This window comes from Burkholderia sp. MSMB617WGS (genome assembly GCF_001532025.2).
In the GTDB taxonomy this organism is placed as follows: Bacteria; Pseudomonadota; Gammaproteobacteria; order Burkholderiales; family Burkholderiaceae; genus Burkholderia; species Burkholderia savannae.
Genome location: NZ_CP013458.1, coordinates 2,647,520 through 2,662,059, shown reverse-complemented (window position 1 = coordinate 2,662,059; position 14,540 = coordinate 2,647,520). Strand labels below are relative to the sequence as shown.

At 68.9% G+C, this 14,540-nt stretch carries 15 protein-coding genes; 1 reads left to right on the top strand and 14 read right to left on the bottom strand.

Annotation, left to right across the window (positions count from 1 at the left end; all coding sequences use genetic code 11):
* Positions 1–17 precede the first annotated feature (17 nt).
* A complete protein-coding gene (locus WT60_RS32570; protein WP_038755035.1) occupies positions 18–494 on the top strand; it encodes an Lrp/AsnC family transcriptional regulator in 477 nt (158 codons plus the stop codon).
* 419 nt (positions 495–913) lie between these two features.
* Here WT60_RS32570 and WT60_RS32565 read toward each other — a convergent pair whose 3' ends face one another.
* From WT60_RS32565 to WT60_RS32500, 14 genes are all read right to left on the bottom strand, one after another.
* Positions 914–1,870 carry a type II secretion system F family protein gene (locus WT60_RS32565; protein WP_060356480.1) on the bottom strand — a complete coding sequence of 319 codons (957 nt, stop codon included), beginning with the start codon at positions 1,868–1,870 and terminating at the stop codon, positions 914–916.
* 58 nt (positions 1,871–1,928) lie between these two features.
* Positions 1,929–2,906 carry a type II secretion system F family protein gene (locus WT60_RS32560; protein WP_038755044.1) on the bottom strand — a complete coding sequence of 326 codons (978 nt, stop codon included), beginning with the start codon at positions 2,904–2,906 and terminating at the stop codon, positions 1,929–1,931.
* 27 nt (positions 2,907–2,933) lie between these two features.
* Positions 2,934–4,301 (bottom strand): CpaF family protein, encoded by a 1,368-nt coding sequence (locus tag WT60_RS32555; protein WP_038755047.1) that lies wholly within the window; start codon positions 4,299–4,301, stop codon positions 2,934–2,936.
* A gap of 21 nt (positions 4,302–4,322) precedes the next feature.
* A complete protein-coding gene (locus WT60_RS32550; protein WP_060356479.1) occupies positions 4,323–5,531 on the bottom strand; it encodes an AAA family ATPase in 1,209 nt (402 codons plus the stop codon).
* A gap of 22 nt (positions 5,532–5,553) precedes the next feature.
* Positions 5,554–6,015 (bottom strand): TadE family protein, encoded by a 462-nt coding sequence (locus WT60_RS32545; protein WP_059669713.1) that lies wholly within the window; start codon positions 6,013–6,015, stop codon positions 5,554–5,556.
* Positions 6,012–6,518 carry a TadE/TadG family type IV pilus assembly protein gene (locus WT60_RS32540; protein WP_059669712.1) on the bottom strand — a complete coding sequence of 169 codons (507 nt, stop codon included), beginning with the start codon at positions 6,516–6,518 and terminating at the stop codon, positions 6,012–6,014. Before WT60_RS32540 ends, WT60_RS32545 begins: the two co-directional genes overlap by 4 nt.
* A gap of 59 nt (positions 6,519–6,577) precedes the next feature.
* Complete coding sequence (locus WT60_RS32535) at positions 6,578–7,834, bottom strand: pilus assembly protein TadG-related protein (RefSeq protein WP_059669711.1); 1,257 nt, start codon at positions 7,832–7,834, stop codon at positions 6,578–6,580.
* Between the two features lie 25 nt (positions 7,835–7,859).
* Positions 7,860–8,165 carry a hypothetical protein gene (locus WT60_RS32530; RefSeq protein WP_038755061.1) on the bottom strand — a complete coding sequence of 102 codons (306 nt, stop codon included), beginning with the start codon at positions 8,163–8,165 and terminating at the stop codon, positions 7,860–7,862.
* A gap of 20 nt (positions 8,166–8,185) precedes the next feature.
* Positions 8,186–10,285 (bottom strand): type II and III secretion system protein family protein, encoded by a 2,100-nt coding sequence (locus WT60_RS32525; protein WP_060356478.1) that lies wholly within the window; start codon positions 10,283–10,285, stop codon positions 8,186–8,188.
* A 113-nt stretch (positions 10,286–10,398) separates the two neighbouring features.
* Positions 10,399–11,247, bottom strand: coding sequence for a Flp pilus assembly protein CpaB (gene cpaB / locus WT60_RS32520; protein ID WP_038755067.1), 849 nt, complete (start codon positions 11,245–11,247; stop codon positions 10,399–10,401).
* Positions 11,248–11,292: 45 nt separating this feature from the next.
* Entirely contained in the window at positions 11,293–12,675 is a 1,383-nt protein-coding gene (locus tag WT60_RS32515) for a hypothetical protein (RefSeq protein ID WP_060356477.1), read from the bottom strand.
* 37 nt (positions 12,676–12,712) lie between these two features.
* Positions 12,713–13,252 (bottom strand): prepilin peptidase, encoded by a 540-nt coding sequence (locus tag WT60_RS32510; RefSeq protein WP_038755073.1) that lies wholly within the window; start codon positions 13,250–13,252, stop codon positions 12,713–12,715.
* Between the two features lie 91 nt (positions 13,253–13,343).
* Complete coding sequence (locus WT60_RS32505) at positions 13,344–13,490, bottom strand: Flp family type IVb pilin (RefSeq protein ID WP_038755076.1); 147 nt, start codon at positions 13,488–13,490, stop codon at positions 13,344–13,346.
* 180 nt (positions 13,491–13,670) lie between these two features.
* Complete coding sequence (locus WT60_RS32500; protein ID WP_038755079.1) at positions 13,671–13,841, bottom strand: Flp family type IVb pilin; 171 nt, start codon at positions 13,839–13,841, stop codon at positions 13,671–13,673.
* Positions 13,842–14,540: the final 699 nt, after the last annotated feature.

Genomic DNA, 14,540 nt, shown 5'->3' with positions numbered 1-14,540 from the left:
TTGCGGGATTCTGCGAAATGAGCCTGGATCGTACCGATATGCGCATTCTTCGCGAGCTGGAGAGCGACGGGCGCATCAGCAATCAGGACCTCGCGACGTCGGTCGCGCTGTCGCCGTCCGCGTGCCTGCGGCGCGTCAAGCTGATGGAGGAGCAGGGCGTGATCGAAGGTTATCGGTGCGTGATCGCGCCGAAGCGCATCGGCGTCGAATTCGAGGCGCTCGTGCATGTGTCGATGCGGCCCGACATCGACGACTGGCACGATTCGTTCGTCGCCGCGATCCAGTCGTGGCCGGAAGTCGTCGCCGCGCAGGTGGTGACGGGCGAATCGAACTACGTGCTGACCGTGCGGGCGCGCAGCCTCGATCACTTCTCCGAGTTCGTGATGAACAAGCTGCACCGCGCGCGCGGCGTGATGTCGACGAATTCGAGCATCGTGCTCGCGACGCTCAAGCGCGACGGCTCCGTGCTCGATCTCGCGGCCAAACCCGCTTAGCGCCCGTTTGGAAATGCAAATTTCCGCCCTCGTAGCCACGCTGATGTAGAGCGCTGCTTTGAAAGTAGCCCGTGGGCAAGGAATGCAGGCGTGGGCCAGATGAGCTGGAATTCGCCATTTCATCCATTTTCAAACGGGCTCTGAGCGCGGCGCGCGGCGGGGCAAGCGCGAGCGCCTTCCGTACGTGATTCACGCCGCATGCGCGGCGTGTCTTCTTTCGGGTGATCGGGTGATCGTGCAATCGGACGGCGCGGGCGTGCGGCGAACGTGCGGCCGCCGAACGCGGCGCGCGGCCGGCTTTCCCCGCCCCGCCCCGCCCGCCGCGCGGCTTTCGCATTCTTGTCGTCGGCGCGGCGGGCCGGCCGCCCGCGCGGCGCCGGCGGCACGGCGATACCGTCCGGCGCCGCCGCGAGCGCCGCTCAACCGCCCGTCATCGTCGGCAGCAGCGTCCGGTAGATATGGATGAACGCGGGCCCGAGCAGCACCGTCAGTAGCGCCGGGAAGATGCAGAAGATCAGCGGAAACAGCAGCTTCAGCGCGATCTTCGCCGCGCGCTCCTCCGCGCGCATCCGCCGCTGCGTGCGCAGCGTGTCCGACAGCACGCGCAGCGACGCGCCGATGCTCGTCCCGAAACGGTCCGCCTGGATCAGCATCGCGCTGAACGCGTCGACGTCCTCGGCGCCCGTGCGCAGCGCGAGGTTGCGCAGCGCGGCTTCCTTCGAGAAGCCGGAGCGCATCTCGAGCAGCATCAGCCCGAGCTCGTCCGCGACGACCGGGCTGCGCAGCCGCAGCTCGTCGGCGACTTTCGTCAGCGCCGCGTCGAGCCCGAGGCCGGCTTCGACGCACACGGTCAGCAGATCGATCGCGTCCGGAAAATCCTCGACGATCATGCGCTGGCGCGACGCGATGCGGCGCGCCAGCATGGCGTTCGGCAGATAGAAGCCGAACGCGCCGATCAGCACGAGCATCGCCGACACCGAGTACGGGCTGTCGCCGAGCGCGGTGCCGATCATGAACGGCATCGCGGCCGCGGGCAGCGCGAGCGCGAGCACGGTCTTCGCGGCGAAGTACAGGTGCGCCGAGCCCGGCGAACGCCATCCGGCGTTGATGAGGCGCAGCCGCAGCGGCGAATTCTCCCAGCCGGCCTTCGGCAGCGACAGCTTCGAGATCGGCTGCGAGATTTCGGCGAGCTTCTCGACCCAGACGGCCGGCGGCGCCGGGCCGTCGCCCGTCGCAACCGCGGCGCCGCCGATCTGCTCGAGGCGGCGCGCGAAGCCGCGCGGCGCGAGCGCGAGCCACGCGCCCATCACCCCCGCGACGACGGCCGCGAACAGGCCGAACAGCAGCAGGATTTGCGTGACGTTGAGATTTTCCATGACAGTCCCCGAATGTCGTTCAACGAATGATTGATTGCCGGATGTGCCGCGCGCCGCTTCACACGCGAATGCGGATGATGTGCCGCATCCACAGGATGCCGAACGCCATCGACGCGATCGTGACCCCGACGAGCAGCATGCCGGCCGGGTCCTGCCAGAGCACCGCGATGAAGTCGGGATTCATGATCGACAGCAGGCCCGCCGTGCCGAACGGCAGCAGCGTCAGGATCAGCGCGGACAGCTTGCCTTCCGCCGACAGCACGCGGATCTTGTCGAACAGCTTGAAGCGCTCGCGGATCAGCAGCGCAATGCCGTCGAGCAGCTCGGCGAGGTTGCCGCCCGTCTCGCGCTGGATCAGCACCGCGATCACGAAGTAGCGCAGGTCGGGCACCGGCACGCGCGTCGCGAGATTCAGCAGCGCTTCCTGAAGCGGCACGCCGTAGTTGATCTCGTCGAACGTGATCCGGAACTCGCCGCCCATCGGCTCGGCGAATTCGCCGCCCACCATCGAGATCGCGCTCGAGAACGCGTGGCCGGCGCGCAGCGCGCGCGCGATCATGTCGCATGCGTCCGGCAGCTGGCGTTCGAGCTTGCGCAGGCGGCGCGTGCGGCACCGCAGCACGAACAGCGTCGGCAGGCTCACCATCGCGACCGACACCGCGGCGGCGGCCCACAGCGGCAGCGGCGCGAAGCTGAGCGCGACGAACACGACGAACGGCATCGCCAGCGAGATCCACGCGAGCTTCACGACCGACCACGCGAGGCCCGATTGCTCGATCATCAGGTCGAGCGTCTGCACGCGAGGCAGGCGCATCAGCAGGCGGTCGAGCGGCTTCGCGTCGTTGAGCATCCGCTCCTTGAGGATCGACAGCCGCTCCTTCTGCACCTGGCCGCCCGCCGACATCGCGCGGATGCGCGCCTCGATGCGGCGCGCGGCCGGCCCGTGGCGGGCGTTCCACCATTGATAGACGCCTTCGAACGCCAGCACCACGGCGACGAACAGCAGCAGGATGAAACCGTAGAAGATCGGGTCCATGACAGGCTCCTTCATGCGGCGCGGGATTTACGCCACTTCGAAGCGGCGCGCGGGATCGTACATCGCGTCGGGCAGCTGGATGCCGAACGCGTTCAGACGCTCGGTGAACTTCGGCCGCACGCCCGTCGCGGTGAAGTGGCCGAGCACGTTGCCGTTCGCGTCGAGACCGGTGCGCTTGAACGTGAAGATCTCCTGCATGTTGATGATTTCGCCTTCCATGCCGGTCAGCTCCTGGATGCTGACGATCTTGCGCTTGCCGTCCGTGAGGCGCGTGGTCTGCACGACGACCGACAGCGCCGAGCTGATCTGCTGGCGCATCGTCTTCGGCGGCAGCGAGAGGCCCGCGACGCCGATCATGTTCTCGAGCCTCGTCAGCGCGTCGCGCGGCGTGTTCGCGTGGATCGTCGCGAGCGAGCCCTCGTGGCCGGTGTTCATCGCGTTGAGCATGTCGAGCGCTTCGGCGCCGCGCACTTCGCCGAGAATGATGCGGTCGGGGCGCATCCGCAGCGCGTTGCGCACGAGCGTGCGCTGCGTGATCTCGCCCTTGCCCTCGATGTTCGGCGGGCGCGTCTCGAGCCGCAGCACGTGATGCTGCTGCAGCTGGAGCTCGGCGGCGTCCTCGATCGTGACGATCCGTTCGGCATCCGGAATGTAGCCGGACAGGATGTTCAGGAGCGTCGTCTTGCCGCTGCCGGTGCCGCCCGACACGAGCACGTTGACCTTCGCGCGCGCGAGCGCTTCGAGCAGCTGCGCCATCGGCGGCGTGAGCGTCTGGTAGTTGACGAGATCGTCCATCTTCAGCGGGTTGACCGCGAAGCGGCGGATCGACATCAGCGGGCCGTCGATCGCGGAAGGCGGGATGATCGCGTTCACGCGCGAGCCGTCGGGCAGGCGCGCGTCGACCATCGGGCTCGATTCGTCGATGCGCCGGCCGACGCGCGACACGATCTTCTCGATCACCTTCATCAGGTGCGCGTCGTCGTAGAACGTGACGTCGGTCAGCTCGAGCCGGCCGAACCGCTCGACGTAGACGGCGCTCGCCGTGTTGACGAGGATGTCCGACACGGTCGGGTCGCGCAGCAGCGATTCGAGCGGGCCGAAGCCGAACATTTCGTCGTAGATGTCGATCGTCAGCTGGCGGCGCTCGAGATCGTTCGCGAGCAGCTTCTCTTCGTCGAGAATGCGCGCGATCAGCGTCGCGATCTCGTTGCGCACCTGCTCGGCGGGCAGCCGTGACAGGCGCTCGAGCTCGACGCGCTCGAGCACGGCGCCGTGCATCTGGCGGCGCAGCTTCTGATACGCTTCGCGCGCCATCGCGGTGGCCGCGCCGACGGCCTCGTTTCGGGACATGAACGGTGGCGCGCGCCGCGTGGACATCTGGTCTCGCAATGACATGATGGTCTCCTCGAACGGGTATTACATCGATTTGAGTTTGGGCGTCGCGCCGCGGCTGAAGAGCCGGGCGAACAGCGGCGCGTCGTGCTCGGCGTCGCGCCGCGGGCGCTGCGCGCCGTCGACGAGATGCTTCGCGAACGCCTGCAGGCTGCGCGCGACGGCGCAGCCGCGCGCGAGCCGCGACAGCGGCACGCCCTGGTCGACGGCCTCGCCGACCAGGGCGGGATCGTCGGGTATCACATACGAAGCGCGCATGCTCAGCACTTCCTCGAGCGCCGCGCGCGCGCGCTCGGACGCGCGCGTCTGCCGGTTCAACACGAGCTGGATGCGATCGAGCGGGCAGCCGAGCGACACGAGCAGCTCCTGCAGGCGCCGGGCCGCGCGCACGTGCGGCATGCTCGGCTGCAGCACCACTTCGATGTGATCGCTGCGGTCGAGCGCGACCATCGACACCGCGTTCAGGCTCACGCCGAGATCGAAGATCACGAAGTCGTAGCGCGGCGCGGCGACGCCGAGAATCCATTCGAGCGCGTCCTCGCGCAGGTCTGCGGCCTTGAGCGGATCGCCCGCGCCCGCGAGCACGTGAAACGTTTCGGTCACGCGCACCACGCTCGCGTCGAGAAACGCGCCGTCCAGTCTTTCGAGCTGCCCGCAGAGCTGCGCGATGGTCGACGGCGGCGTCTGGTCGCTGACGAGGAACGCGGCGTCGGCGAACTGCTGGTTCAGGTCGATGAGCAGCGTGCGGCGCTTCGAGTCTTCGGCGATCTCGTACGCGACGTTGCCCGCGATGAAGCTCGTGCCCGCGCCGCCCTTGCACGACATGAACGACACGACGCGCGTGTCGGGCGTGTCGCGCTGCGTGCATTGCAAGGCCGCGCGCTCGAGCGCGGCGTCGAGCACGCGCGGCTCGACCGGCCAGGGCAGCACGTCGCGCACGCCGGCGCGCATCGCGTCGAGCAGCGTCTGCGACGACGCGTCGGTCGTCACGAGCATGCACGTGAGGCCCGGATGCAGGCGGCTCAGCTTCTCGATCGCGGCGAGCTCGGCGGTGTCGAGCGCGACGCCGTCGATCATCAGGATGTCGAATGCATCGAGGCCGTCGGTGCGCTGCACGATCTGCGCGGCGCGGCCGACCGTGCGCGTGACGCGATAGCGGCCGGCATCGCCGACGAGCCGCGCGAGATGCGCGAGCCGCGATGCGTCTTCGGAAGCGACGAGGATGTTGATCATGGTCGTTGACCTCGCGTGGATTTCATTGACAGACCGTGCCGCCCGTCGACGTCGCGAGACTTTCGCGGGGCAGCGTGGTGACGAAGGGGGGCATCGCGAGCGTGAGCGGCACGAACGGAATCAGCGTCTTGACCGTCACGTTCGTGACCGACACGGTGACGAACGTGCAGGTGCTGCGCGCCGTCGCCGCGTCGGAATCGCAGCCGGCGGGCGCGTACGACAGGCTCACGTTCGCATTGCCGATGAGCGGCATCAGCTGGCTGATGCGCGTCTTCACGACGGATGCGTCGGCGTCGCAGACGGCCGCCGTGCGTGCGCTGAGCCGGACCGCCTCGCTCGCGGTGTTCCAGTAGAACAGCACGCGGCCGAACTCGCAGATGCCGATCAGGATCGTGCAGAGGATCGCGGCGACGAGCGCGAACTCGACGGCCGCCATGCCGCGCTGCGCACGGCGCCGGGCGAGGGAGAAGGGGCGCGCGTTCATGACACTTGCCTCATCACGGTGACGATGTTGCCGAAGGTCAGCGTCGGCAGCCCCGGGAAGGCGGGGATCGGGTGGTATCGATAGCCCTTGATCTTGACCTCGACGAGATTGATGCTGCCCGCGAGGTTCGCCGGATCGGGCGAGCCGTTGTTCGTGTCGTAGGTCGGCACGTTCGCGAACTGCGCGGGATCGGACGCGTCGCCGCAGTTCGTCGTGTGCGACGCGTCGCACACGACGACCATCGACGTCGTGAGGCCGGGCGCGAGCTCGCTGCCGGTCGAGCCGCAGGTCGTGCTGCCGTAGACGGCGAGGCACTGCGCCTGCGCGACCGGATACGCGGGGTCGGTCGACAGGTACGTCGACAGATAGCGCGTCGCGTCGCGCGTCGCTTTCGTCAGCGCCTCGTACTGGTAGATCGCGCGGCCGAACTCTGCGACGCCGGTCACGAGCAGCACGAGCGGAATCATCACGATCGCGAATTCGACCGCGACGGCGCCGCGCATGCGCGACGCGCGGGGAGGCAATGAGAGTCGGTTCATGATCGTCTCGGTTGATCATGCGTTCATTGGAGCAGCACGGGCACTTGCGGGCCGACCGAGCTGCCGTTGCCGGGCGTGCCTTGCGTCGCGCACGGGCTGCCGGCCGCCGTCGACGAGCCGCGATATTCGAGGTGCACGGGGCCTGCGCTGCCGCCCGAGCCCATCGGGTCGAGCATCAGCACGCAGTCCCACGACAGCACGGGCGCGCTGTGGCCGTTCAGCAGCACCGAGCAGTCGATTTCCGGCGCGAGCGCGAGACGCCGGTCGGCGCCCGCCGGGTAGTAGCTCGCGTTGTACGAGCCGCTCGTGGTGATGCCGGAAAGATGGTCGCCCTGATAGCTCGTGAACGTCAGGCGCTTGCTCACGAAATCCGAGTACGCGTTGCTCTGCGCGGGCCACGTGGTCGCGTCGTACGCGTAGCCGGTGAAATCAGGCGTGCCGTACGACGGGTCCTTGTACGGATTCGCATAGATGCCGAAGCGCGTGTTGTACGCGGTGCTGTCCGCGACCTTGTTGCCCGGCGTGCCGACCTGCGAGCCGGTCGCGGGCAGCGAGCAGTAATTGCCCGTCAGCTCGCTCTTGATCGACGACGCGCTGTTCGATCCGTCGAGCGCCGCCCAGCCGAAGTTGCCCGAGCCGAACGACGGCGGCGAGCCCGTCTTCGCGGCGAGCCAGTCGCCGATGTTGTACGACGCGCCGGCCACGGGCGGGCTCGTTTGCGTGCCGGCCTTGCAGATGAACACCGGGATCGCGCAGGTGGTCTGCGCGGCGCCGACGGTCGCGACGGCCGTCGCGGACACCGACGCGTTCGCGACGCTCACGCCCGGCACCATGTTGAGCGTCTGGATGAACCAGTTGACGATGCCCGTTCGCGACGTCGTGCACTTCACGTACTTGATCGACGACGGCGAGGCGATCGAGCTCTTCGGCTGGAACGGATTGCTGAGCGAATCGGTGAACGTGACGTTCGAGTTCGTCAGCATCTGAACGGGAAACTGCTCGAACAGCGCGTAGTTGAGGTGGCCGGCGGTGATGCCGGCCGCCTCCGGCACGGACAGGCTGATGGCGCCCGTCAGGTCGCGCGCCGCGGCGAGCGCGCACGCGTCAGCGCTGTTCTGCAGCTCGCTGCGCGTCACGTAGAGCTTGCCGAGATCCAGCGCGAGGCCGACGAAGCCGATCAGCACCGCGAGCATCAGCGCGACGAGAATCGACACGACGCCGCGCTGGCGGCGCCGCCCGCCGTGAAGGGCGGCGCCTGACGAGGAAGTGACGCGAGACATGACGGTCTCCCTGAGCGAATGGTGGTTATTGGCCGCCCGCCTTGCCGCCGCCGACGCCGATCACGAACGCGTTCGGCGTGGGCTCGATCTGCTGGAACGACCTGTCGTAGTTGTCGAGCGCGGCGGCGGCGGCGCGGCCGTCGACGCCGGCTGCCGACTTCGCGTGTTCGGCCGCGTGCGGATCGATGATCTGAGCCTGCATCACGGTGCGAACCGAGTCGCCGAAACGGCTGTCCCAGACGGGCGTGCTGGTCATGCAGCCGCCGAGCGAGGCGGCGAGCGACGCGGCGAGCACGAGGCGGCGCGTCAGCGTGAAGTAGTCGAGGTTCATGAGCGTCCCCTTGCGATGGTTCAGCGATCGAAGTCTTGCGCGATCGCGCTGGTGTTGGCGAGTTGTTGCGACGGCAGCGCGCCCTGGCGCTTCGCGGTCGCGCCGGCTGCGGCCGGCGCCGCGAGCGCGGCGGGTGCGGGCGATGCGGCGGCCGGCGCGGCGGGCACGGCGGGCACGGCGGCCGCGGTGGCGGCGGCGTTGGGCGATGCGGCGCGCACGCCTTGACGCTGCGCGAGCGCGGCCGCGGCCGGCGTTGCGGGCGGCGGCGCCTGCACGGTCGCCGACGGGCGCGCCGGTGCCGGTGCGGGTGCCGCGGGCTTCGCCGGCTGCGCGGCATCGGGCGCGACGCTCGCCGGCGCGGCGGGCGGCGCGGCAGGCGCCGGCGCGGCGGCCGCAGGTGCCGCAGGTGCTGCAGGCGCAGCGGACGTGGCAGGCGCAGTGGACGTAGCGGGCGCGGCAGGCGCCGTGGCCGTCGGCGCGGCACCGGCGGGCGCGGCGCTCATCGGCGCGGCGTTCGCGGGAGCGGCGTTCGCCGGCGCGGTTGCGTGCTGGCGCAGTCCGCCGCGGCCTTCCATGTTGCCCGTCGCATAGACGTCGATTTCGTTCGGCTTCGTGAAGCTGTCGGTCGGCAGCGGCACGTCGGCGGTGTCGAGCGGCTTCACCAGGTGCGGCGTGATGACGAACACGAGCTCGGTGCGGTCCTGCTGGAACGACGTGCTGCGGAACAGCGCGCCGAGCACGGGCAGCTCGCCGATGCCGGGCAGCGCCTTGAGCGAGCCTTGCGCGTTGTCCTTGATGAGGCCGCCGATCGCGAACGTTTCGCCGTCGCCCATTTGCACGGTGGTCGACGCGCGCCGAGTCGTGATGAGCGGCAGGATCGACACGTTGCCCACGTTCGCCGCGGACAGCGTGACGCCCGTCGGCGACAGCTCGGACACCTCGGGCGCGACCTTCAGGCTGATCCGCCCGTTCGACAGCACCGTCGGCGTGAACTTCAGCCCGACGCCGAATTCCTCTTCCTGCAGCGTGATCGTGTTCGTGCCGATGCCGCTGCTTTGCGGAACCGGGATGAAGATCTTGCCGCCCGCGAGGAACGTCGCTTCCTGGCCGCTGATCGTGACGAGCCGCGGCTCGGCGAGGATCTTCACCGGCTGGTCGGTGTTCTGCGCGTCGATCGAGCCGTTCAGCGGCAGCTTGTTCGACTTGCTCGCCGAGATGCCGCTGCCCACGCCCGTGAGCAGGCTCGTCACGAGCGCGCCCGTCCACGAGCCGAAGCCGCCTTGAATGTTGACGGCCGATCCCATCTGGTTGATCAGCGTCTTCGATACCTCGGCGACCTTCACCTCGAGCATCACCTGCTGCGGCGACGTGACGGTCAGCATGTTGAGCACGTCGGCGCGCGGGCCGCCGCCGCCGCCGTTGCCGTTGCCGTTGGCGGCGGCGCCGGCGTTCGTGCGGTCGCTGTACGCCTTCGCGATCGCGACCGCCTGCTGCGCGGCCTGCGCGCTCGACACGTTGCCCGCGAGGACGATCGTGTCCGCCGCGGTCGACACGCGAATGTCGCGCTCGTGCGGCATCAGCTGGCGCAGCGACGCCTGCAGGCCGCCCGCGTCCGCGCCCACCGCGACGTCGATGATCTGGCACGCGCCGCTCTTGCCCTGGACGATCATGTTCGTCGTGCCGACGGACATGCCGACGAGATAGAGCGTGCGCGGCGACACCATCGTCGCCTGCGCGACGGCGGGATTGCCGATCGTGCGGTTGCGCACCGGCTCGTCGAGCGGCACGAGCAGCGACTTGCCGAGCGGCACGCTCACGCTGGTCGATTCGCGCATCTCGCCGACGCAGTTCGGGCCGCGCAGCGGCGCGGCGGCCGCCGCACCCGCGGCGCCGGCGACGGGCGCGGGCGCCATGCTGATCGTCATCTGCATCGGTCCGCGGCCGATCGCCATCGGCGCGGCCGAGGCGCCCTTCGCGATCGCGGCGTTCTCGACGGCGTCCTGCGCGGACGCGGCGAAGACGGTGAAGAGCCCGGCACAGCACGCGGCGGCGAGCGCCGCGCCGCGCACGACGCGCATGCGCGTCGGCGTCGGCCGGGAAAGTTGCGATTTGGTGTCCATTTCGTGTGGTCCCCCAGTGCCCGGCGCAGTGCGCCGGGTTTGACTATCGAAAGCTGCCGGAACGCAAGCGGGCAGCGGAAACGCCAGGCATCGTCAGTGCTTTGCCGCTTATGTCAGAAACATTCGACGCTGCCCGTCACGCCGGACAGCACGCCGACGCAGTCGCGGCCGGCCGCCGCGCGCGCATGCGCGACGACGACGCGCGTGCGCACGGTGCGCGGTTGCGCGGCGGGCGCCGCGACGGGCGCTGCCGCGGCCGCCGGCTGGCCGAGCAGCGTGTTCTTCGTCGCGCCGCCGGTGTTCAGCGCGTCCTTGTCGACCTGGTTGCGCAGCACGAGCGACAGCGTGCCGACGCTGCGCGCGAGGTCGAGCTTTTCCGCCTGGTCGGGCGTGACTTCGAGCGTGACCGCGTTGACGACCTTCGGTGCGGTGTCGTCGCGGCTCACTTGCTGCGCGACGGCGAGCACGAGGATCTTCTCGAGCACGATCTTCGAGATGCTCTGCTGCGGATCGGCCTTCGCCTGTTCCTGCGTGTTGACGATCACGTCGACGTAGTTGCCGGGCAGCGCGAAGCCCGCGACGCCGACGACATCGTTCACGCGCACGGTGATCGCGCGGTCTCCGGGGGCGATCACGGCGGACAGGCCGCCCTTCGTGCCGACGGGCGCGAGCTTCGAGCCGAGCACGGGCTCGCCGCGCGCGAGGCTCGTGCGCACGACGCGGCCTTCGAGCGACTTGACGTCGTTGAACGCGCCGGGCGGCACGCTCGCCGTCGGCCAGTTGACGATGCGCAGCTGGTTCGGGCCGAGCGGCTCGCCGAGATTCACGTCGGTCGCGGCGACCGCGACGGGCGTGATGGCGCTGCTCGAGGTTTGCACGAGCCATCGCGAAGCGAAGGCGACGGCGGCCAGCCCCGCCAGGATGGCGATGGCGAGCATCGTGAATGCGCGACTGTTTTTCATGGCGGTACTCCTCGCTAGTCGTATCAAGAACCAATGGGCCGGACGCTACCAATCGCGATCCGCATCCGGCGGGGTGAGCGGCGGTTCGTCGGGCGCCGAGCCGAAGAAACTGCGCCACGCTTCGTGCAGCGCCTGCGGCGTGACCGTGGGCGTGTCGCCGCGATAGTGCACGGACGCCGCGACGAGCCGCAGCAGGTCGCCCGGATAGCACGCGAGAAACGGCATCCGCGCGGGCGCGTGCAGGCGTTGCAGCAGGTAGTCGAACGTCGATGCGTCCGAGTGCAGCGCGAGCGATGCGCAGCTCGCGTCGTACAGGTCGCGATAGCGGGCGACGGGCAGCGGCCCGACGTGCAGCTTCGAGCCGAGCCGGCGCAGGAACGCTTCGTCGCTGAACTGCGCGGGCGCGAGGTTGCTCGAGAACACCGGCCACACGTCGAACGGCATTTCGAGCCGCACGCCGCTCGCGAACGTCAGCTGATCGACGTTGCGATCGAGCGGCAGCAGCCAGCGGTTGAGCAGATCGCGCGGCGCGATGCGCTGGCGGCCGAGATCGTCGATGATGTAGAGGCCCATGTTCGCCTTCACGTGCGGCGGGGCCTGGTAGTAGCCCGTCGCGTCGTCCCGGCGCAGGTCGAGCTCGGCGAGCGTCAGCTCGCCGCCCGACAGCACGATGGGCCGGCGGCACAGGCGCCAGCGGCGGTCGCCGTTCGCGCTGTCGGTTGCGCGCGGCGCGTCGACGTGCGCGTGCGGATCATGAATCTTGATCACCTCGCCCGACGCATAGATCGCATACGGAATCGGCACGTTGCCGCGCAGCAGCGAGCCGAGGCGCTCGGCGAGATAGGTCTTGCCGCTGCCCGCGGGGCCATAGATCAGCAGCGGGCGGCCCGCGTTCATCGACGCGGCCGCCGCGTCGAGCATCGACGGCTCGATCACGACGCCTTGGAACGCCGCGTGCGCGTCGGCGCGCGAAATCGTCACGTGCCGCACCGAATGCGCGGCGACGCTCGCGACGTACGCTTCGTGCGTGACGGGCGCCGGACCGCAGTAGCTGTTGCGCGCTTTTTCCTCGAGCGCGAGCGCGCGGCCGAGGTCGGTCAGGCGCAGCGTCATGTCGATGTCGGACAGGCCGCGATGCGTGACTTCGATCAGGCGCTCGCACGCGAGGAACGTCAGCACTTCGTCGAGCACGACGGGCGGCAGGCCGTGACGCTCGACGATTTCGGTGAGGCTCGAGCGTCCGTGCGCGAGCATCGATTTCAGCAGCAGCGCCGCGACGAAGGCTTCGTCCAGGCCGGTTTCCGCGAGCGTGCGCGGCGCGGCGGGCAGGCGCGCGGCGTGCCTTGCGCGGTATGCGCGCAGTGCGGATGGCTCCGGCAGATGGGCGATCTGCGCGTCATGCCGCGGTTCTGCTTGATCCAGGTTCATGGTCGCTCCAATCGTTGGGTGGGAGGCGGCATGCGCATCAGGCCGCCGCCGTGAACAGCACGCCGAGCGTGCCAATCGCGATCGCGACGCCGTACGGCAGCGTCCCGACCGAGTCGAACTCGGGTGCGGCGCGCGGCGCGGACGGATTGCGCAGCAGCGCCGCGCTCACGAGCAGATGACGCACGTTCGCGAGCAGCTTGCGGAACCGGCCGCGCTTGAGCACGACCGCGAGCGCCCATGCGCCGCCGACGACGAACGTCGCGAGCACGATGTGCAGCGCGAGCGAAGGGCCGACCCACGCGCCGATCGCGAGCATCAGCTTCACGTCGCCCGCGGCCATCCCGCGCACGAGGTAGAACGGCAGCAGCAGGCCGGCGCCCGTGGCCGCTCCGGCGAGCCACACGGCGAAGCCGGTGTGCGGGCCGGGCAGCCAGCACTGCGCGACGAGCGCGCCCACGAGGCCGAGCGCGATCAGTCGATTGGGAATGCGCCGGCTCGCCAGATCGATGCTGGCTGCTGCGATTGCAAGCAACGTCACGCAGAGCGGGATCGGTTGCGGCGGCAGGGCGGAGAACATTGAAGGCCTCGTGTCGTATTCGATCGTTCGATGAGCTGCTTCGGTGACGCCAGCCGGCATGCCGGACTGGCGCAACCAGGCGGGCTTGAGTTCACACATCCGAAGCGATAGTGCTGAACACCGACTGCAGATTGGTGCCGACGATCTGTACCGAGCCGATGATCACGATCGCGATGAGCGATGCGATCAGCGCGTATTCGATCGCGGACACCGCCGATTCGTCGCGCAGCCAATGCATGAAGGCATGGGCGGGTTGCGCGTCGATCCGGTGCGGACGGGTCGACTCCCGGCAAAAGGAATGGGTTCTCATGAATCGCTCCTCAGCGGTATCGAACGGAACATCTAAAGGAAACGAACGGAAGGGAAGCGACGGACGGCGAGTGGGGACATAGCCATCCGTCTTTCCGCCGACGCGCCCTTACAGATCGTTGCCGATCGTCGAGAAGACGGTGTTGAGGTTGGTACCGACCGTCTTCACCGCACCGATGATCACGATCGCGATCAGAGCAGCGATCAGGCCGTATTCGATGGCACTGACGCCGCCCTCGTCGCGAACGAACTGCTTCACGTATTGAACGAGGCTGGACATGACTCTCTCCTTTCGGATAACAAAAAAACCCCTTGCCATCGATGGCGCGGGACGTACAACGGGAACTGCTTCGACTACAAGGTGCTGCCGGAACTGCAAGGCACTACGGGTACTACGAGGCACTGCTGGTACTACAAGGCACTGCTGGTGCTACAAGGCACTACGGGTGCTGCTGGCACGACAGGGCACTACAGGCACTGCAAGGCACTGCTAAAAAACGGGCCGCGGATCAGAACAGCCGCAGCGGGGCCTGCACGCGAATGCATGCGCCTGCGCGAGCGGAGCGATCGGCGGGATGAGGCTTGCCGGCGCGCGCGCATGAATCGATGCGCGCCGTGCGGCGCCAGCCTGGGAAAGTGCGGAACCGGCGGCCGTTGCGGCCGGCGGAGGGATAGCGGGAGACGGCGCAGGTGCGCGCCGTTTCACTGCTTGAGCGGCCGACGGGCCGCTGGACGGAATAAGTGGACATTGCCTTCACCCCGGTATTCACAACGAGCAATTTTTCCTGGCGCACGGCCGCAGCCGGCGCCCCGCTGGTCGAACGGCGACTGCCCTGTACACATCCGGCGCGGCACTTGCACTTGCATGCGTTGCACCGGATGCGACCCCGTGGGTGACGTCGGCGGATTCTGTCTGTTGATCTGGATGCCGTGAATCTTTCGATCGTCGCGTCGTCGTTTGCCGCGCAGGACATTCCGC